The sequence below is a fragment of the Paenibacillus thalictri genome (assembly GCF_004307995.1).
GTDB lineage: Bacteria > Bacillota > Bacilli > Paenibacillales > NBRC-103111 > Paenibacillus_AF > Paenibacillus_AF thalictri.
Genome location: NZ_SIRE01000013.1, coordinates 35194 through 54927, shown reverse-complemented (window position 1 = coordinate 54927; position 19734 = coordinate 35194). Strand labels below are relative to the sequence as shown.

15 protein-coding genes and 1 pseudogene are annotated in these 19734 nt (G+C 49.8%); 6 read left to right on the top strand and 10 right to left on the bottom strand.

Going from position 1 to position 19734, the window contains the following annotated elements:
- Positions 1–50: 50 nt before the first annotated feature.
- The 6 genes from EYB31_RS18910 to EYB31_RS18885 form a co-directional block, all read right to left on the bottom strand.
- On the bottom strand, positions 51–530 hold the full coding sequence (locus tag EYB31_RS18910; protein ID WP_131014975.1) for a carboxymuconolactone decarboxylase family protein: 480 nt from the start codon (positions 528–530) through the stop codon (positions 51–53).
- A 93-nt stretch (positions 531–623) separates the two neighbouring features.
- Positions 624–1535 (bottom strand): RNA polymerase sigma-70 factor, encoded by a 912-nt coding sequence (locus EYB31_RS18905; protein ID WP_240762610.1) that lies wholly within the window; start codon positions 1533–1535, stop codon positions 624–626.
- A gap of 407 nt (positions 1536–1942) precedes the next feature.
- Positions 1943–2938, bottom strand: a complete 996-nt coding sequence (locus EYB31_RS18900; RefSeq protein ID WP_165452484.1) for a D-2-hydroxyacid dehydrogenase — start codon at positions 2936–2938, stop codon at positions 1943–1945.
- A 77-nt stretch (positions 2939–3015) separates the two neighbouring features.
- On the bottom strand, positions 3016–3894 hold the full coding sequence (locus EYB31_RS18895) for a carbohydrate ABC transporter permease (protein WP_131014973.1): 879 nt from the start codon (positions 3892–3894) through the stop codon (positions 3016–3018).
- 69 nt (positions 3895–3963) lie between these two features.
- Complete coding sequence (locus EYB31_RS18890; protein ID WP_131014972.1) at positions 3964–4932, bottom strand: ABC transporter permease; 969 nt, start codon at positions 4930–4932, stop codon at positions 3964–3966.
- A gap of 28 nt (positions 4933–4960) precedes the next feature.
- A complete protein-coding gene (locus tag EYB31_RS18885) occupies positions 4961–7198 on the bottom strand; it encodes a helix-turn-helix domain-containing protein (protein ID WP_131014971.1) in 2238 nt (745 codons plus the stop codon).
- A gap of 208 nt (positions 7199–7406) precedes the next feature.
- On the opposite strand from EYB31_RS18885, the gene EYB31_RS18880 reads away from it, so the two are divergent.
- The 4 genes from EYB31_RS18880 to EYB31_RS18865 all read left to right on the top strand — a co-directional run bounded on the left by EYB31_RS18880 (position 7407) and on the right by EYB31_RS18865 (position 12849).
- Positions 7407–8975, top strand: a complete 1569-nt coding sequence (locus EYB31_RS18880; RefSeq protein WP_165452483.1) for an extracellular solute-binding protein — start codon at positions 7407–7409, stop codon at positions 8973–8975.
- Between the two features lie 382 nt (positions 8976–9357).
- Positions 9358–10896 carry a type 2 periplasmic-binding domain-containing protein gene (locus EYB31_RS18875; RefSeq protein WP_131014969.1) on the top strand — a complete coding sequence of 513 codons (1539 nt, stop codon included), beginning with the start codon at positions 9358–9360 and terminating at the stop codon, positions 10894–10896.
- Between the two features lie 114 nt (positions 10897–11010).
- Entirely contained in the window at positions 11011–11934 is a 924-nt protein-coding gene (locus tag EYB31_RS18870; RefSeq protein ID WP_131014968.1) for an ABC transporter permease, read from the top strand.
- Between the two features lie 42 nt (positions 11935–11976).
- Positions 11977–12849 (top strand): carbohydrate ABC transporter permease, encoded by an 873-nt coding sequence (locus EYB31_RS18865; RefSeq protein WP_131014967.1) that lies wholly within the window; start codon positions 11977–11979, stop codon positions 12847–12849.
- A gap of 88 nt (positions 12850–12937) precedes the next feature.
- Here EYB31_RS18865 and EYB31_RS18860 read toward each other — a convergent pair whose 3' ends face one another.
- A complete protein-coding gene (locus tag EYB31_RS18860; RefSeq protein ID WP_131014966.1) occupies positions 12938–15196 on the bottom strand; it encodes a helix-turn-helix domain-containing protein in 2259 nt (752 codons plus the stop codon).
- A 283-nt stretch (positions 15197–15479) separates the two neighbouring features.
- On the opposite strand from EYB31_RS18860, the gene EYB31_RS18855 reads away from it, so the two are divergent.
- Entirely contained in the window at positions 15480–17495 is a 2016-nt protein-coding gene (locus EYB31_RS18855; RefSeq protein WP_131014965.1) for an alpha-amylase family protein, read from the top strand.
- 10 nt (positions 17496–17505) lie between these two features.
- Positions 17506–17841 (top strand): annotated as a pseudogene (locus EYB31_RS18850) (hypothetical protein); the annotation flags it as partial.
- A 41-nt stretch (positions 17842–17882) separates the two neighbouring features.
- Here the strand turns inward: EYB31_RS18850 and EYB31_RS18845 are convergent.
- The 3 genes from EYB31_RS18845 to hxlA form a co-directional block, all read right to left on the bottom strand.
- Complete coding sequence (locus EYB31_RS18845) at positions 17883–18305, bottom strand: winged helix-turn-helix transcriptional regulator (RefSeq protein ID WP_131014964.1); 423 nt, start codon at positions 18303–18305, stop codon at positions 17883–17885.
- Between the two features lie 187 nt (positions 18306–18492).
- A complete protein-coding gene (gene hxlB, locus EYB31_RS18840; protein ID WP_131014963.1) occupies positions 18493–19050 on the bottom strand; it encodes a 6-phospho-3-hexuloisomerase in 558 nt (185 codons plus the stop codon).
- A 5-nt stretch (positions 19051–19055) separates the two neighbouring features.
- Entirely contained in the window at positions 19056–19688 is a 633-nt protein-coding gene (gene hxlA, locus EYB31_RS18835; RefSeq protein WP_131014962.1) for a 3-hexulose-6-phosphate synthase, read from the bottom strand.
- Positions 19689–19734 lie beyond the last annotated feature (46 nt).

Here is a 19734-nt window from a genome sequence, read left to right as displayed (position 1 = left end):
TGCGCCTCACTAATGTCATTATGAATCCCGAACGATGTCACTTCGTCAGATTAACTCAAGCCGGCTTTTGTCAATCCAAATGCGGCATCGGCTGAGCCTGGTACAGTTTTAAACGCTACATTAATTCGGTTCCAAGCATTAATCGCCATGATCGAGAAAGTCAGATCGGAGATTTCCTTTTCGGACAAAAATTCGCGAACACGATTGTAGATTTCGTCAGGTACACCATGTGCCGGCAAATGGGTCAGCACCTCCGTCCATGCCAGTGCAGCTCTTTCACGTGGGTCAAATAGAGTGGATTCCCTCCAAATCGAAAGGTGGTAGAGCCGAAGTTCGCTCTCGCCATGAATCTTGGCCTGCTTGATATGCATATCCAGACAGAAGCCGCACCCATTTAATTGAGAAGCTCTGATGTGGACGAGATGAAGGATCTTTTCTTCGATTGCACTAGTGTTCTCGGCGTTGCTGAACTCCATCATTTTCTTGAAAAACTCCGGTGATTGCTGCATATATCCAATACGTTGTGCCATAAACTGTTACCTCCTTTTATTTTGACACTATAAAGACAATTGGCCGTCTACATGTGTGACACCGAAGCCGCTGAAAAAGTGAATCGGTCCCCGCTAGGCATGTACATGCTGTAATTTGTCCGGATTCACAATAAAGTAAATTCGTTGGATGTTCATCGCTTGAACATTCCATTCAAAACAAATAACCCCGGTTGGAATACCGTCGTTTGTTAACAATATACCCGGCTGATCGTTGACGTCGACCCGTTTGGCTTGGGATTGAGGGAATCGTCTTGATGAAAGGGCGTTTAATATGACAAGCACACGTTCTCTGCTATAGATCGGATTGATTGCGGCGGAAACTTTTCCTCCCCCATCGGCAATGAATATTACATCTTCTGATAACATGTTCACCAATGACTGAATATTCCCATTCGAAAGAGCGGATATAAATCGAGTGACCGATTCCTTTTCCTCTGGTTGATGAATCGAATCCGTTTCCAAGCTTTCAGCGGATAAATCAAGCTTTTTCTTGACGCGGCTGTAGATTTTACGGCAGTTGACTTCCGTTTTGTTAATCATTACGGCAATTTCGTTATGTTCATATGCAAAGGCTTCACGCAAAATAAACACAGCTCGCTCCACGGGTGTCAGTTTATCCATAAGAATAAGAAAAGCATAAGAAATCGCATCGTTTCTTTCGACATTGTCTAACGGACTATGCTCAGTGAGTTGTACTGTTGGTTCTGGAAGCCAATTACCGACGTAGCTTATTCTTTTTTTTCTTGAGGACTTTAATTCATTTAAACATCTGTTGATCATCATTTTGCTTAAGTATGATTTGATGTTGTTAAAATTATCATGAAGAAGTCCATGGATGTTTATGAACACGTCTTGAACCATATCTTCGGCATCCGATCTAGAGCCTAACATACGGTAAGCAATCGAAAATAAATGAGACTTGTAGGTTCTATACAAATCGTCCATGTCATTAGCTGCTGAATCCATCGTATAACTTTGCATCATATCCACCTTTCATTATTACAGTGGTAATTGCCCTATGTATCTCGCTTAATAATATGACAATTAACGAGGTCAAAGTGTGACAACGAATTTATGCAGCTGATTTCGGAATCACCCCCGTTTGCTTTCTAAGGATATGCATTGGCTTAAATACACAAAACCCCCGAAGACACGGGTGTGGCCACTGAAAAAGTGAACGCTGCATAAGCGAATCATGCTTACGCTCGCCAATTGTCCACGAATTTCTTGAATGTACCTGCTTGCGGCAGGTGAAATTCGGGGACAAAAGCAAACGCTGGCGTTTCTCCAGCATGATTTCGCTCACTTAAGCTGCTTTTTCAGTGGCCTCGACACGAGTCTCGGGGGTTCGTTATAAAGCAATATTTTTGTTGAATTCGTGTTCTTCAGCTTCAGCCTTTCGTATACACGTCCTTGGCCGTCAGCAAATTCACCATCGTCTCGCCCGCGCGGTAACGTTTGGCGTTCTCCGCGATAATATCCAGCGAACGGCCGATCCGGTCGGGCACCGCAGGTGTAAAATGCGGCGTCACCAGCGTGTTTGGCGCATCCCATAGCGGAGAATCCGCAGTGAGCGGCTCGGTCGCGAATGTGTCCAGACCGGCTCCGGCAATCGTACCGGACCGAAGCGCCGCGAGCAGCGCTTGTTCGTCAATGACGGCGCCGCGCGCCAAATTGATCAAATGCGCGCTGCGCTTCATCAGGCCGAGCTCCCGCTCTCCGATCAGATGATGCGTCGAATCGGACAACGGCACGACAAGCGCCACCACATCGCTTTCCTGCAGCAGCTCATCAAGCGTATCCCCGCGTTCCTCGCAATACAGCCGGTCGACGCCGGAAGGCGCAGGTGTGTCGCTGCGGCGGTAGCCAAGCACTCGCATGCCAAACGCGCTTGCTCTGACCGCCAGCTCTTTGCCGGTATTGCCAAGGCCGATGATGCCCATCGTTTTGCCGAACAAGCCGCGCTGGGCATCTTGGCCCGGCACACCCCATCGGTGTTCTTTTTGCGCTTCATAAAATAAAGGATACCGGTAAGCAAGCGCCAGTGCGAAAAACATCACGTGTTCGGCAAGCACCGGGCCGGAACGTCCCGCTGAGCTGGTGACCAGCAGCCCTTTTTCAAACACCTCGGGACGAGCCGATTTGTTCAGCCCCGCGTGATCGCAGTGAATCCAACGCAGCTTCGGCGCATCGAGAAAACGCTCATCCAAATCGCCGGCGAGCACCGCCACGTCGGCTACTTTCAGCGCTTCCGCCATAGCGGCGGAATCACGCCGGTCGACCTGGATGACCCGAGCCGGAGCAAATGCGGCAAGCAGCTTGTCGAGATGGGCCCCCTTATATTCGACGGTGGCCATTACGGTTTCGATATTGTGTGTTGTGGTCATGTTTTTTCTCTCCTTATTTAGAAATTTGTATTGGAAAAGCGAAGCGGTCGCCTTTAAAATGGGATTCTTACCTTGGCTCAGCCTTTGACGGAGCCGAGCATAACCCCTTTGGCAAAATATTTTTGCAGGAACGGGTAGACGACCAGGATCGGCAGCATCGCCAGCACGATGGAAGCCATCCTCACCGTTTCCTGGGGCACGATATCGGCGTCCGTGCTGCCCGATTGGCCTACGCCGGAGGCGTCGGCTTCGATGATCAGCTGTTTGATCAGCACTTGGAGCGTCCATTTTTTCGTATCCGAGATGTAGATTAGCGCATTAAAATACGTGTTCCAATGCTGCACGGCAAAAAACAGCGTAAATGCGGCGATCGCAGGCAGCGACAGCGGCACCACGATACGTGCGAACACGCCGATATCGCTGCAGCCGTCGATTTTCGCCGCATCCTCCAGCTCCGGATGCAGCGATTCCATAAAACTTTTGACGACGATCAGGCTCCATGCGTTCGATAAAGCCGGCCATATAAGCGAGCCGTACGAATTCAGCAGCCCCATCTCCTTGACGAGCAGGTAAGTCGGTATGACACCGGCGTTAAAAAACAATGTGACGATGACCGCTCCCAGAAAAAAATTACGGCCGAACACCCATTTTTTCGTAAGCCCATACGCCATCGTAAACGTAAACAGCAGGTTCAGCACCGTTCCTACTGCCGTTATAAAAGCGGTGCTCTTCAGCGAGTTCAAAAAGCTGTTTGTCGACAAAATGTACGCGTACGACGTAAACGACCATTTCTCCGGCAGCAGATAAAATTTCAGCGGCGTATACGCCGACGGATCGGTCAGCGAGATGCTGACAATGTACAAAAAAGGAAACACGCTAACAATGGATATGAGCGCCAGCGCCGAATAATTGATGTAATCGCCGTAAGCGGCTTTTTTCCAGCTTGTTCCGCCCATCCTTTCCCCTCCCTTCCGGCTGAAACAACGAAGCACTCCGTCAGCCCGATTCGTAGATACCTTTGCCGATTAATAAATACCTTCGTGGCCCATTTTCTTCACGGTATAATTCGAGGCCAGCACAAGCACAAGCCCGACAATGCCTTTGAACATCCCTACCGCAGTGCCAAGGCTGATATCTCCGCGCAGGATCCCCTGGTTATACACGTACGTGTCGAACACATCTGCCACCTCATTGACAAGCGGATTCATCATCAGCAATACCTGCTCAAAGCCGACGTCGGCCATGTGACCAAGCCGAAGTATAAGCAAAATGACGATCGTCGGCCGGATGGCCGGCAAGGTGATGTGCCATATTTGCCGCATCCGCGACGCTCCGTCCACCACGGCCGCTTCATAACGCTGCGGGTCGACCCCGGCGACCGCCGCCAGGAAAATGATCGTGCCCCACCCGGCTTCTTTCCATATATTTTGCACGGTCAATATGCCCCAAAACAGACGGGGATCGGACAAAAACGAATGGCTCTCCATGCCAAGGCTGATCATCAGCTTATTGACAAAACCGACGTCGGTGGACAATACAAAAAAGGTCATGCTCGCAACCACCACCCATGACAGGAAGTGGGGCATGTACACGATCGACTGGTTCCATTTTTTAAACCAGCCGTTTTTCACTTCGTTGAGCATCACCGCCAAGATGACCGGCACCGGAAAGTAAAAAATAAGATTAATCAAGTTGATGCATAACGTATTCCGCAGCATGACATAAAAGTGAGGGTCGCGGAACAAATCGGTAAAATGCATAAAACCGACCCATTCGCTGCCCGAGATACCGGCGAACGGATTGTAATTCTGAAAGGCAATCAACAGCCCCCACATCGGCAAATATTTAAACACCGCAAAATAAAGGAAACCCGGCAATATCAGCACATACATGTAACGGCTTGCGGCAATGCGAGGCCAGTATTTTTTTCCCGGCGCGCGGGCAGCCGCATGCACTCTCGTTTCGTATACGGTTTGGCCTTCCGCCACAAACATTCTCCTTTCTGCTTACCGGTGAATCAGCTTACCGGTGAATTGTCCGGTAATGGCTCGGCGACATTTTGAACAAACGTTGGAAAATCCGGTTAAACGTCCGCTGGGAATAACCTACGGCACAGGCGATTTCGTTGATCGTACGATCGGTATCGGTCAGCATTTTGCGGGCCTTTTCTATCTTGCAGGAGGTTACGTATTCCAAAAACGAACAGCCGGTTTCCTTCTTAAACAGCCGGCTTAAATAAGACGGCGCAATATGGAACAAATCCGCGCATTCGGCCAGCGATACGTCTTTCTCCACATGGGTTTCTATGTACTGCCGCACCTTCTGCACAGCCAGCTTGCCGGCGGTGCTGTAGTTCACATCGGCGACACGCTCGTACAGCGGGAACAATACGTCGGAAAACCAGCCGCACATTTCGCTTTTGGTCTCCATCGCCTTCAGTTGGTCGTACAAGTCGTATTCGAGAATATCGGGAATGCCGCCGCCTTTGTTTTCGATCGAAAAAACAATCGAACCCAGCAGCAACTGATAGCTTTGCGATATGAGCGCATACGACTCGGACGAAACGAGGGCGTCCGTAAACCGCTCCATTTCCTCCCGCGCCTTCACTTTATTTCCGTCTGCGAGCGCGGAAATGATCCGCAGCTCGATCGCCTTCGGATAACTGAAGGATGCCGCTTTGCCCGCTTGATCAAGCTCAGCGATACACAAGACAGATTGTTCATCCATGTAAAGCCGGTTTTGCAGCGCCAGTTTTGCTTCCTTATAAGAAAGCTGGATATCCGAAATGTGCCGGTAAAACCTGCCGATCCCCGCCGATGCGCACAACTTCAAGCTGCTTTGCAGCGCGCCAAGGACTGACTCGGCAAATCGTTTCGCCTGGGCAAGCGCCAGCTCCTCCGGGCAATTCGAATCAAAATGCAAAATCACGGTCCCCTGTCCGGTATGGTCGTGAATGACATTGCCCTGCAGCGAAGGATGATTCGCCAGCAGCTCCCCGATTACATTCACGACGGCAAAGCTGACCGTCGGCTTATCTCCGGGACGGAACCTTTTATCTTGGATCAAATTTTCCACTTTGACCAATACGACCACATACAGCCGATTAACGGCAATGCCGTAACTCATACATTCGTCCGCCAGCGTCCGGCTTTGGATATAGTTGCCTCCCAGCCACTGCTGCAGCATCCGCTCCAACAGCGACGGCTTGGAACGAGCGAGCTGCTCGCCAAGCTCTCTTGTTTCTTTATTTAATTCATCGACCCATTTGCCGATCGGACGGTAAGCCCGCTTGATAGCCAGCGCGCTGACGGCAATTCCCAGCAAAAGCAGGACGACGACCGCCAAGGCTGTAACCGGGCGGCTTGCCCCCACTTCCTTGGCAATTGTTTTGTACGGAATAGCGGAAATATACGTATTGCCCGATGCCGCTTTCCGGTAAGAGATCAGCACTTCTTCCCCTCCCGGCCCCCAGGTTTGGAAGCTGCTTAACTGGGCTCTATCGGCGCCGATGTCCAGCAGTGTCTGCTCACCGATCATCTCCCCGCCGGACGTTTCGTCCGCACCGGATGGCTTGCGGGTCTGAAAGAGCGTCCGGCGCTGACCGTCAACGACCATCACGGTTTGATTTTTGGTCAAAGAAAGCACACTCGACAAATATTTGTTGATCTGGCTGACGTCCACCTGCGTCACAAGCAGCCCTTGTCCGGCGGAGGAAAGCGAAGGCAATCTTAAAGCAAAGGATATGAAACCCCGCTGTTTGCTTGCCGGCAAATAAGCCCATTGACCGTCCAAATCGTTTTGCCCGAGACGTTCGATATCCTTTTTATAAGGAAAAAGCTCATATTCCATATGCCCCTCCGTGCTTGACAGCACAAAACCCGTGTCGAGGTTCGCGTAATAGACGCTGCCGATAAAGCTGTTCTTGTATTTCAGCAAAGAAAGCTTGCGCAGCAGGTCGATCTGCTTGACATAATCGTCCTTGAAGCCGGGTGATTCGAAAGAACCGGTCACAACAGGGTCCAGCGCCAGCTGGAACGAGTCGACGACGATGTCGCTTAGCGCTTTTTCCGTATATTGCTCGATTAAGGTCAGCGACGTCTGATTATCCTCCTGAAAGCGGGCGATTCCCCCCCTCATCGAAATTTGATCGTACACAATGCCCGCCACGATAAGCGGCACACATACCGAAATACAGCCAAACCAGAGCAGCCGGTAAAAATAGTTCGGCTTCATTCCTGCAACACCTCTGAACGTTGCCAAGCAAATCAGCTCCCGTGGACATAATGATAGCAATTTTCATCAACGGCACCTATAGACAATTGCTGCTTTCCCAGTCATTTTTTGCACAGCGCACAACCCGGACAAGGCTCAAAAAAAGAACATACGAATTGTCTGTTGAGCGCCATCGTTTGCGGAACCTATCATAATAATCAGAAACCTCATTAAACAATGAAAAGGGATGGTGCAGATGACTAAACACCGCCGTAAACTCTCAAGTGGCGCTTGTACTTTGGCCGCATTGCTGACGTTGGCCGGATGCGGGGGAGGCGCGGGCAGCGGGCAGACGGCAGCACCCGCAGGCGCTTCAACCACACCGCAGTCGGACAAAAAAAGCGAAACGCCGCTGGAAATGCAGATGACCGTGCAATTGTTCGACCAAGTTCCCAATATGGACAACGCCTATTGGAAAGAATTTATGAAACGGACAAACACCAAGCTGAACATCGAGTGGATACCGGACGGCGACTATACGACCAAGCTGAATCTGATTTTGGCTTCAGGTAATATACCTGAAATCTTGGTTGTTCCCGATTTGAAGCATCCTCCGCTGGTGAATGCGGTGAAAAACGGGGCGTTCTGGGATTTGACTCCACTTCTTGGCGATTTCAGCAAATACCCTAACTTGAAAAACTTTTCCGCGCCGGGCGCTTGGGATAACAGTAAAGTGTTGGGCAAAAACTACGCGATCCCGAAAAACCGGCCGCAATTGTCCGGTGGTCCCAAAATCCGCCAGGACTGGTTAGACAAGCTGGGCATTGCAATGCCGGAAACGCTGGATGACTACCGCGCCGCTTTAAAGAAAATCGTCGATGCCGATCTTGACGGCACCGGCAAAAAAAGCACGCTTGGCCTTGTTTCCAAGGCGAGCCTGCTGACCGGCAGCGCCGGCGGATTCGGTGATGCCTTCGGCACCTCCAAGCCGACATTCGATAAGGAAGGCGGGCTGATCTATGAAACGCTCACCCCGCAATACGCCGACCTGATCGCTTGGCTTCGCGATTTGTATAAAGACGGCATCTTGGCGAAGGAATTTTCCGTCATGAAGCCAACTCAGGCGGTTGAGCTGTTTGAATCGGGCAAGGCGGCTTCGCTTGTCAATGAAAGCTTCAGGTACGACTACACCTTCATGCAAAGCATCAAAAAAGTGCAGCCGTCAGCCGTTGTCGATTCGACCCCGCCGCTTAAAGGACCGGCCGGCTACGCGGTCCGCTATTCTACGGGAGTGTCCGGCGCGTTCCTGATTTCTAAAAAGGTGCCGGAAGAGAAAGTAAAGCGGATTCTCGATTATTTTGAGCTGACCAATAGCAAAGACTACTATGATTTCACCACTAACGGCCTGGAAGGCATCCACTATAATAAAGTGAACGGCGACATCGTTCTGACCGATCAGCATAAGAAAGACGTGGGGCCGACCTCCCCATGGCAGCCGATCACGTTGTTCTACGATAAATTCGGCAAAGTGACGACACCTGCAGCGCCCAAAGATTACAACGAAGCCAAGATGAAAAAACTCGACGCGCAAGGTTATTTTACAAAAGGGACGATCAGCCCGTTCTCCATCATCAATTCCAGCACATGGATTGCCACTTGGCCCAAATTTGAACAGGAATGGATCTCCATGTCGGTTAAAGCAATCGTCGGCCAAATTACGTTGGATGAGTATAAAACGTATGTCGCCAAGCTGAACGATGATCCCGGTTTAAAGAAGGCATTTCAGGAATTCGCCCAAGACTATAAGACGACGTTTGGCAAATAGTAGGAACAGTAGTTAGCCAATAGGATTATTCGCCTTCAAATGAGGAAACAAGGAACGGTTCCATGCTGCTGCAGAGGCCCGTTCCTTTTTTGTGTCACCCCAACTGTATGCGTTTTCATTTCCGTTTTAAATACAACAATTTCAAGATCATACCACATCGTTAACTTACCGCCTTCCTTTTCCCGCACACGATAACTTGGATGTCCTGAATGATCCGGACAACGGCCGACCTATCCTGCCGCTCGCCTGACCTGGACAGTTATTTACATATCCTGTTAACGAGCGGAAGTCATGAGAAGTCCATTGAGGCCATTCGCCCGAGCCTTTAATCTGAAGGTGGAACAAATCAGCGCCACTTTATCCGTATGGGGGGAAATATGTTATGCAAACGAAATGGATCAAAATCAGTCTGCCGGTTGTGATCGGCGGTCTGCTCGTATCCGGCTGCAGCGGCGGCGGGACCGGAACGGCCACACCCTCGCAAGAGCCTGCAAAAAACTCGCCGCCGGCAGCGGAGAAAAAGGACGCAGGTCCGCTCTCCATTGAAATTATGACGGCTTTTACAAACACCGTCCCCAAGCTCGATAACGCCTTTTATACCGAATTGCAGAAGCGGACAAACACCAAGCTGAATGTTACATTTGTATTGGATGGAAACGACTACAACACAAAGCTGGACCTTGTGCTTGCTTCCGGCGATATTCCCGAGGTGCTGAAGGCGGACTTTACGCGGCCCACCTTGGTCAACGCCATTAATGAAGGCGCGTTTTGGGACCTGACGCCTTTTCTCGGCGATTTCTCCAAATACCCGAATTTACGCGACAACATGGTTCCCGGCTCATGGAATTACGTTAAATATAGCGGCAAAATCATGGGCATTCCAAGAAGCCGGGCGCAAATCGACAATACGATTATGTTCCGTAAAGACTGGCTGGATAAGTACAACATTCCGATGCCCAAAACGGTCGACGAGTTTAAAGATGCGCTGAAAACGATCGTCAAAAACAACCCGGCCGGGGGCAACGGAACAATCGGTTATGACATCGCCGACGCCGTCAGCTCCCCCTCCCTCAACGCCGCTTTTGGCGTGCCCGACCCGGCATACGATGCGGACGGCGGCTTGATGTACTCTTACTTGAATCCGCAGTTTACCAAGCTGGTCGAATGGTTCCGGGGATTGTACGCGGACGGACTGATTCCGAAGGAATTTTCCACGCTTACCGTTACGCAGCAAAAAGATTTGTTCAGCTCGGGCAGAGCTTTCGCTTTCGACGCCAGCGCTTATTACAGCTTTGTGTACACGGATAATGTGAAAAAAACGCAGCCCGACGGCAATGTCATCTCCTTCCAGCCGTTAAAAGGCCCCGGCGGCGACGGGGCGATGCTTGATATCGGAACGCGCGGCGGCATGTACATCAGCAAGAAGGTGCCAAAAGAGAAAGTGACGCAAATCCTCGACTTTTTCGAGAAAACAGCGTCCCCCGAGCTTACCGAATTGGGCTACTACGGCAAGGAAGGCGTTCATTACAACAACGTCAACGGAGATAAAGTGCTGACCGATCTGGGCAAGCAGGAAATTACGGTGGACACGATCGCCGCCATGACGCCGGCTTATTCCAAGTGGGGCAAAGTCGCCTACGCCGGGGCGTCCAAAGCCGCCAATGAAGCGAAGCAAAAAGATATGGAGATTTACGGCAAAATCGGAAAAACGGACATGTTTGGTTATTTGTATTCGCCGACTTGGGTGGACGCATGGCCGACATATGAAGCCGAATTAAAAAGCAACCGGATTAAAGCCATCGTCGGCCAAATTTCCATGGATCAATACAAGCAATACGTCGATAAAGTGAACTCCGACCCAAAAATCAAAAAGGCATATCAAGAATTCGCCAAAGATCTTAAAGAGCGCACGCAAAAATAAGACAGGAAAATACCGGGGTGCGGGGTTGTGTTCTCGGGTTCAAGAGAGCTCTCCCCCTCCCTTCCTTTGGTCAGCTTGAGCTTTCGCTCATTACTTAAATGGAGGCAACCGTCCATGGAGCACATACCCGCAACTCGTAAACGTTGGGCCAGAATCAAAAGGAACCGTTACATCTACCTCATGATGTCGGCAGGGGTCATTTATTTCTTTTTATTTAAATTTTTGCCGATATGGGGGCTGCTGTTATCGTTTCAAGACTATACCCCGTTCAAAGGGTTCCTCGGCAGCAACTGGGTCGGCCTTAAGCATTTCTCCAATTTGTTTCACAGCGAGCAGTTTTACGTGATGGCCAGAAACACGTTTTTTATTAGTATTTTTAATCTCGTCTTCTACTTTCCGGTGCCGATCATCCTTGCGTTATTGCTCAATGAGGTCAGGCATGAGGTATTCAAAAAAATTAATCAGTCGATCGTTTATCTGCCCCATTTTTTATCGTGGGTGATCATCGTCAGCTTTACGTTTTTTGTATTTTCATCCGATGCCGGGATCATTAACAAGTGGATTGTCGCTTCGGGCGGCCAGCCGGTATTGTTTTTGTCCAACCCCAAATTTTTCTGGATCCTGCTGACTTTGCAAAATATATGGAAAGATGCGGGATGGGGCACGATCATTTTCCTGGCGGCTATCGCCGGGGTCGATCCGTCGCGTTATGAAGCCGCTGTCATCGACGGAGCCAGCCGGTGGCGGCAAATTTACCACATTACGCTCCCTGCGATCCGGCCGACGATTATCATTTTATTAATTTTGCGCTTTGGCAATATGGCAGACGTAGGGTTCGAGCAGGTGCTGTTAATGATGAATCCGCTCGTCAATTCGGTGGCCGATGTGTTTGACACGTATTCTTACATGCAGGGCATCGTAGGGGGCAAGATCAGCGTTGGCGTCGCCGTCGGGATGTTTAAAGGCGTGGTGGGTCTTATTCTGGTCGTCACCTCGAATTTCATCGTCAAAAAGTTAGGGTATGAAGGCATTTATTAGCAAGCATGAAATGCATATTATCGCTTAAGGCAGGTGGATGAAATGAGCTTGGTTCATCAAAAAAGGCTGACAGCCGCCGATTGGATCAATTACAGCGTGCTGACAGCCTTGTCCGTTATTTGTGTTTTCCCTTTTCTTTACATATTCAGCGTTTCATTTACGGACCCGGCGGTGTATGTCCCGTTAAAATTTTACTTGCTCCCGCCCAAATGGTCGCTGGATGCCTACAAATATATCTTGTCGACGCAAAACTTTCTAGATTCCATCAAAAGCACGGTTTTTATTACCGTCGTTGGCACGGTGCTGCAGCTGATTGTGACGTTTACGCTTGCTTACGGCTTAACCCGGAAAGACCTCGACGGTAGAAAAATCGTGCTTGGCTTCGTGATTTTCACGCTGGTTTTTCACACCGGCATCGTGCCGAATTATCTTGTCGTCAAAAACCTCGGACTGCTTAACTCGTATTGGGCGCTTATATGGCCAAACTTAACAAATGCCTGGACGCTGATCGTCGTCAAAAGTTTTCTGGACTCGCTGCCTGCCGAATTGGAGGAATCGGCCAAAATGGACGGCTGCAACGACCTCGGCATCTTCTGCAGAATCGTGCTGCCGCTTTCGATGCCGGCGATTGCCGCTTTCACCTTGTTTTTTGCCGTTTCGCAGTGGAATATATATTTTAACGCCTTGATATATATATCCGACGCCAAAAAGTGGACGCTGCAAGTATTAATTAAAGCGCTTGTGCTGGATTCCACGCCGCTGGGCGTCTCCGGTACGGCCGCAGACGGCATACCGCCCCTGGAGACGGTGCGTATGGCCGCGGTTACTTTTGCCATGGTGCCGATCCTGCTTGTATATCCTTTTCTGCAAAAGTATTTCGCCAAAGGCGTCATGCTCGGCTCGATCAAAGGATAACCCCGATGACCGGATCGGCGGAACAAGCGAGCAGTTGCCTTGTTCGTCAGCGGTGAACCTTGCGGTAAAAGAGCGGTTGCCTTGTTCGTCAACGATGAACCTTGCGGTAATCGCTCGGCGACGTCCCGTATAAACGTTGAAACACGCGGTTGAAGGTGCGATGGGAATAACCGATCATGGCGGCGATTTGACTGATTGTCTCATCGCTGTCCACCAGCAGCCGCGCCGCTTCATTCAGCTTGCAATTGCTCAAATAAGTGTGGAACGACTCGTTTGTCTCCTTTTTGAAAATCCGGCTTAAATAAGAGGCGTTGATATCAAACATCGCAGCGCATTCCGTAAGTGAAATATCTTTATCCAAATTATCGGCGATATATTTGCATACTTCCTTGACAGCGGTTTTGCCAAGCGAATTATTGTTTTCCCTCATAACTTTCATGTACAGCGGCATGACTACATCGATAAACCATAAACATATTTCCTCGGAAGTCTGGTATGTCCTCAGTTGATCGAACAAATCGTATTCCAAAATGCCCAGCGCGGTGCCGCATTTTTTTTCGGCGGAAGACACCAGGGCGGCAAGCAAAACATGGTAGCTCTGGTAAACGAAATAATACGACTCCGTTTTTTGGACACACCTGTTGAAATCCCGAACGCCTTGTTCAAACCTGGCCGCATCACCGTCAATCAACGCTTCCGTTATGATCGTTTCGATGGCGTGCGGATATTTGGGGAACGGCTGTTTTTCCGTATTGTCGTCGATCTGCAGGATCGATTCCGACTCCTTAAGCAGCCGGGTTTGCAGCGCGACCTGGGCTTCCCGGTAGGACAAAGCGATATCCGCGATATGCGGATAAGACCGCCCGATGCCCATGGATGCCCGGATATTCAGATACGTATATAACGCCGATTGCACCTTTTCCGCATAGGTTCTGGTTGCGCAAATGACGAAGTCGGGCAGCGCGGCAGAATCAAAACTTAATACCGCTACGCCGTAGCCGCGGAAATCGTGTATTACGTACCCCTTCTGGGACGACGAGGCCAACAGCTCGTTCATCACATTTGTTAACGCGTAGATCAGCAGCGGTTTGTCCTTGGGCTGGAACCGTCCGGTTTTGCCGAAATCCTCGATTCTCACAAGCAGCACGATATATGTACGGTCGGCTTGAATGCCGAACTCCCTGCAGCCTTCTTGCAGAAGTTGTGAAGACATATAGTCCCCTTCCAGCAGCTGCTGCATAAATTTCTCGATCAGCGACGGCTCCGACTGGGCGATCCACTTATTCGACACTTGCAGCTGATGGTTAAAATAGTCAAGACATTCCCGAATGTACGAAGTTTCTTCCCTATGTGCGCCGACCTTGTCTTTGCTAAGTTTCTTGCCGTAATCGACCAGCTCGCCGATCGGATGATAGACCCGCCTGGAGTTATAAATAGTCAGAAATATGCCCATAGCCAAAAAAATAGCAACCGCGGCGATCGTCGCCCATAATATCCACCGCAAATCTTTGACCATCTCATCGCGGGGAATGACCGAGACATAGGTCATTCCAAGACTAGACTTGCGGAAGGAGTAGAAATATTCGTTTCCGCTGTCATCCGTCATGGAGGCGTTATTCGATAGCTGCTGGCTGGCGGCAATGGTCTGCACAACCGGATCGATCACCCGCTTGTCTGATCTTGATTGATCGTTCGATTGAAATAGAACCTGACCCGACTTGTTCAGCACAAAAATCGATTCATTCCGGGTCAGCGGCAGGATCGTCGAAAGATATTCGTTGATTTTTTCAACTTCGACCTGCGCCACAAGCGCTCCTTGCGGGTTCGGGGACGTTGTGGGCAAAGTCATGATCAATGAGATATAACCGTCCTTTTGGCTTGCGGGAAGGTACTTCCAGTACGTTGACTTGCGGATGCCGCCGATGACCTGCAAATCGTCCCGGTATTTAAAATACGATTCGTGCACATTGCCCTGGGCGCTGGATAAAATCAGTTTGGAGTTCGAATTGAAGTAATACACGTTTTTCATGAACTTGCTGCGGTTTAAGAGCGCTGACACTTCCTTTAATATGGATATGTTGTTGTTCACCCTCCGGGTGTCTTCCAGCGGTAAAAACGATTCGTAAATAAAAGGCTCCAACGCGCTTTTGGACAGCTCCTCCACCACGCCAAACATGGCGTCGTCGATAAATCTTTGAACAATGCCCAAGGAATCCTGATTGTTGGTCTGGATATGCGCAATTTCGCGTTTCATCGAAGTATTGTAATACACGATACCAGCCAAAACGAGGGGCAAGCAAACCGAAAGGCATCCCAGCCAAATCAGACGAGATAAGTACGATTTCATTTCCTTATATCCTCCTTTTGCGGTTGAACCGATGGACTTAGTTCCATCATAAAATCGGGATGTCCGAGCCAACAACAGACACTTTTTGACGTAAGCGTTCCAAGACAGGAAATCATTGGATGACCAGTGGTGGCGAACTTGGCTGTATAGAGCGGTTTGGGACAATTTCCCGCCGTATCGGCAAGGCTGGCGCTGCCACAAAAATTGTCTATTATACGCCAGCAGCGATTGATGTAATGTATTGCATAGTAAATCCCATTCCCATTCGGAGGTGTTTCCTGTAATGAGCAGATCTGAAACCAAGTGGTGGCATAACCGCCCCTGGCGGCAGATTCAAACGAATCTGCGTGAAATTGACATGCTGGATATTAATGCGGAGCAGTTCGTGAACGATTTGCAAGCTTTTAAAGCGAATGTAGTGATGATTAACGCGGCGGGCATTATCGCCAGTTATCCGACCAAGCTGCCGTTTCATTTCCAAAGTCCTTATTTGACCGGAGACAGTCTGCAGACGATTATCGCCGCTTGCCACAAAGCGGATATTAAAGTTGTTGCAAGAACGGACTTTTCCAAAGTACGCAGGCCGATCTACGAAACGCACCCGGAATGGGCGTATATTTCGCCCGAAGGCAACATCATCGATTATAACGGCGATATTCATGTGTGCTTAAACGGCGACTACCAGCAGCATTATGCGCCGCAAATTATCGAAGAAGCGATTACGGAGCTCGACTTTGACGGCATCTTTTTTAATATGGGCGGTTATCAGGTCAAGGACTACAGTTACAACTACCACGGCATTTGCCAATGCGACAGCTGCAAAAGCAAATTTGCGGCTATGTTTGGCGCCCAGCTGCCTAAACGCGAGGATATGAATGATCCGGTATTCCGGCAGTACCAAGTGTTCAAACAAAAAACATTAAGTGAATACGCGGAAAAAATGTACAAGGTGATTCTTGGCGCCCGTCCGGATATCATGATCGCCAACAATTTCGAGCTGAAGGAAGGTATGGTCCGCCAAGAATCAAACACTGCGCTTGACCGCCCGCTGCCGCATTGGCAGTACAGCGCCTCCGACAACACCAAATGGGTCGTCAGCTCTTACCCGGCAATGGTTTCGAGCAACACGACCGTAGACTTTATCGATTATTATCACCGGCATGTGACCGTTTCCCCGCCTCAACAGAAGCTGCGCCTCGCGCAAAATCTCGCCAATGGCGGCGGTCTCGATTACTACCTGATCGGACGGCTCGATAACCATGAGGACCAATCGGGTTATGAGGGCATTAAAGAAATGTTTCATTACCATGCGGCCAATGAACGCGAATATCAGCATGTCACTTCCTGCTCCACTGTCGCTTTGCTGAACGGCCCCGGCGCCAATCAAGCAGAATTCCGCGGCTGGTACCGCTTTTTGACGGAACAGCATTACATGTTTGACACACTGATGGCACAAAATGCGCTCAACCTCAGCTGGGACAAATATAAAGCGATCATTGTGCCGGATTATCAGCCGCTCAGCGATGAGCTTGCCGCAAGGCTTGACGCATTCGCAAACGCCGGCGGTACGGTCATTGCGACCTGCCGCAGCGGACTTACGGACGAACAATACCGTCCGCGCAAGGACATTCCGCTGAAAAGTCTGGGCATTGAAGCGGTTCGCCTCGTACGTGAGGATAACCGTTCCGCTTATTTCAAGCTGGATCATAAAGAGCGGTTCCCGCGGTTTCCGGTCACCGATCTGATCTACATGGACGGCCCATACGTGTTCGCCGATTACAACGCCGATACCGAAGCTTATTTCCAGATGATTCCGCCCCATATGTTTGGCCCGCCTGAGCGCTGTTATTACACCCAGGTTACCGACAATCCCGGTTTTACGGTGCACAGCTACGGGCAAGGACAAGGCATTTACATGCCGTGGAAGCCGGGAGAGCTGTTCCACCGCCAAGGCTACACAAACACCAGCGATTTCGCCGCCGATCTGCTGGAGCATGTGGCCGGGATCACGCCGATTCAAGGCAATCTCTCCCCGATGGTGGAAGCGACATTATTCCAGCAGACGGATCAGCCGGCTAAGCTGCTTCATCTGGTCAACGGAACCGGACATTTTGGCGTGACGTTTTATGAGCCGGTTACCCTCTCCGACGTGGAAGTGAAGGTGCCGCAGCCGTCCGAGCCAACATCGGTGACAAGCCTTGTATCCGGCAAAGCGCTGCCTTTCAGTTATACGGACGGCGTGTTGACGGTCAAAGTTGACAAGCTTGGCTTGTTTGAAGCGGTCAAAATCGCCGAATAACTTCCGGTAATCCGGATCAACCGTAAAAATTGCCCTAGCGTTGGCGGATGCATTCTGTTGCAGCGTCAATGAACTGCCGGTGAGCATTGTCCTGTCCTGGTTCGAGCAAAAAGCGGTGGCGATTCTTCTCGGCTTGTTCAGCTTGGGCATTCAAGACATCCGCATCGGACCCAAGCGGCCGGAATTCGTAAGCCAAGGCGTCTTAAACGTATTAATCGAAAAATTCGGATTGAAACTGATCGGCAACGCCCAAGACGATATGAAGACCATGCTGGCCTTGCGCATTAATATTAAACGAAGAAAGCGGTTGTCCTCGGCACACGGACCGGGAGCAACCGCTTCTTAGTCAATATCTAACATTATAGTTACATAAAATGTGGCGCCGATTTAGTTCTGGATCGATTTGCAAATCTGTCCATTCGCATCGGCCAACTTGCTTTCCTGGCAAGCCCGTCCGTCTTTCCATATGAATTGTTCCCCATAATCTTTTCCCCAGTTGTACATCATTTTCAAGATTGGCATGAGACTTTCACCATGATCCGTCAAGGAATATTCGACCCGGGGCGGAACTTCGGGATATATTTTACGGAATACCAAATGATCCTCTTCCAATTCGCGCAATTGATTGGTCAACATTTTTTGCGTAATATGGGGAATCAATTTTTTCAGTTCGCTAAACCGTTTGGTTCCTTCCAACCCGAGATGCCACAAAATGATTAATTTCCATTTGCCTCCTATTAAGGCCAATGTCAATTCCTTCTCACAGTTAATCGCCATTAAATCGATTCGATCTTTTACCTCGTTCGCCATCGTCATCCCCTCCTTGATAGTATATCATAAGTAACTACAGTAGATAAAAGGATATACTTTCTGTTTGGAAACCGGAGGGGTTGACGAAGGTCTTTCGCCCAAGGCGATGACTGAAAATACTTCACATGGCTTCATGTATGAATGAAAGTCCTCACCAAGAGCAGCGAGGACTTTCAGTACATTTGACTTACTCCAGGTTGGCATGCCTGCCGTACATCCGGTCGGAGTCCAATCCCAGTTTGTCCATCATCCGGAGAATGACAGCATCGTAAAATATCAATAATGTCTGTTCGAACAAAGAAGCCATCGGCTGGATCGTCGCTTGTCCGCCGCTTGCTTGATCTTTAGGCAATCCCGGCAGCTCCACCACAGTATCCGCCAATCTTCCAATCGTCGACTCAGGATCAATCGTGATCGCAACAACGGATGCGCCCAAACTTTTCGCTTTTTGAACCATGGGGATCAAACTTTTTGTTTCCCCCGAGCCTGTGCCAATAATCAGGACATCGTGCTTGTCGATGCCCGGAGTTACCGTTTCCCCGACCACATAGGCGTTTATCCCGGTATGCATCAGACGCATGGCGAAAGCCCGGCCCATTAAGCCCGATCTTCCCGCGCCAGCCACAAATACTTTGTTGGATTGCAGAATGAAGTCAGCCAATGTTTCAGCTTCTTCCTCGGCAATTCGTTCTACCGAACGATGAAGCTCCTTAACGATTTCAGCCGCATAATTTATCGTTTCCATGACGATTAGGCCTGACTAACCAGTCTCTTCATTTCAGCCGCAGTTGCCTTTTTATCCTCTTGTCCGGTTATGCCGCCGCCGACAATAACCAGGTCCGGATTAGCCTTTATGACCTCCGGCAGCGTATTCAGCTTAATGCCGCCTGCAATCGCCGTTTTTGCATGTTTGACGACACGTTTGATCGCGGTAAGCTCTTCAAAAGAGTTTTTGCCTATCGCCTGATGGTCGTAACCGGAATGGACGCAGATGTAATCAACACCAAGCGCGTCGATTTCTTTAGCCCTGCTTTCAATGTCCTTCACGTTGATCATGTCGACCATAATTTTTTTGTTTTGTTTTTTCGCTTCTTCGACAGCACCCCGAATTGTCGAATCATCCGATGCCCCCAGAACGGTAACAATATCCGCTCCTGCTTCCGATGCTTTCATGACCTCATATCCACCTGCGTCCATAATTTTCAGATCAGCCAGAACGCGCAAAGACGGAAATGCCTCTTTGATTTCCTTTACCGCTCTTAACCCTTCATTAATAACGACCGGCGTGCCGATTTCGACGATATCTATATGCTCCGCCACTTCCGCAACCACTTGTTTTGCTCCGGGAATGTCTACAAGATCCAGTGCCAATTGAAGTTCCATATGAATGATCTCTCCTTGTAAATGATTGTTGTTGTTCCAACACAAG

What these genes read in the sequence shown, in the direction of transcription:
- EYB31_RS18875 (WP_131014969.1), top strand. Translation starts at nt 9,358, where the DNA reads ATGCAAACGAAATGGATCAAAATCAGTCTGCCGGTTGTGATCGGCGGT.
- EYB31_RS18890 (WP_131014972.1), bottom strand. Translation starts at nt 4,932, where the DNA reads ATGTTTGTGGCGGAAGGCCAAACCGTATACGAAACGAGAGTGCATGCG.
- hxlA (WP_131014962.1), bottom strand. Translation starts at nt 19,688, where the DNA reads ATGGAACTTCAATTGGCACTGGATCTTGTAGACATTCCCGGAGCAAAA.
- EYB31_RS18855 (WP_131014965.1), top strand. Translation starts at nt 15,480, where the DNA reads ATGAGCAGATCTGAAACCAAGTGGTGGCATAACCGCCCCTGGCGGCAG.
- EYB31_RS18905 (WP_240762610.1), bottom strand. Translation starts at nt 1,535, where the DNA reads ATGATGCAAAGTTATACGATGGATTCAGCAGCTAATGACATGGACGAT.
- hxlB (WP_131014963.1), bottom strand. Translation starts at nt 19,050, where the DNA reads ATGGAAACGATAAATTATGCGGCTGAAATCGTTAAGGAGCTTCATCGT.
- EYB31_RS18895 (WP_131014973.1), bottom strand. Translation starts at nt 3,894, where the DNA reads ATGGGCGGAACAAGCTGGAAAAAAGCCGCTTACGGCGATTACATCAAT.
- EYB31_RS18910 (WP_131014975.1), bottom strand. Translation starts at nt 530, where the DNA reads ATGGCACAACGTATTGGATATATGCAGCAATCACCGGAGTTTTTCAAG.
- EYB31_RS18900 (WP_165452484.1), bottom strand. Translation starts at nt 2,938, where the DNA reads ATGACCACAACACACAATATCGAAACCGTAATGGCCACCGTCGAATAT.
- EYB31_RS18865 (WP_131014967.1), top strand. Translation starts at nt 11,977, where the DNA reads ATGAGCTTGGTTCATCAAAAAAGGCTGACAGCCGCCGATTGGATCAAT.
- EYB31_RS18870 (WP_131014968.1), top strand. Translation starts at nt 11,011, where the DNA reads ATGGAGCACATACCCGCAACTCGTAAACGTTGGGCCAGAATCAAAAGG.
- EYB31_RS18860 (WP_131014966.1), bottom strand. Translation starts at nt 15,196, where the DNA reads ATGAAATCGTACTTATCTCGTCTGATTTGGCTGGGATGCCTTTCGGTT.
- EYB31_RS18880 (WP_165452483.1), top strand. Translation starts at nt 7,407, where the DNA reads ATGACTAAACACCGCCGTAAACTCTCAAGTGGCGCTTGTACTTTGGCC.
- EYB31_RS18845 (WP_131014964.1), bottom strand. Translation starts at nt 18,305, where the DNA reads ATGGCGAACGAGGTAAAAGATCGAATCGATTTAATGGCGATTAACTGT.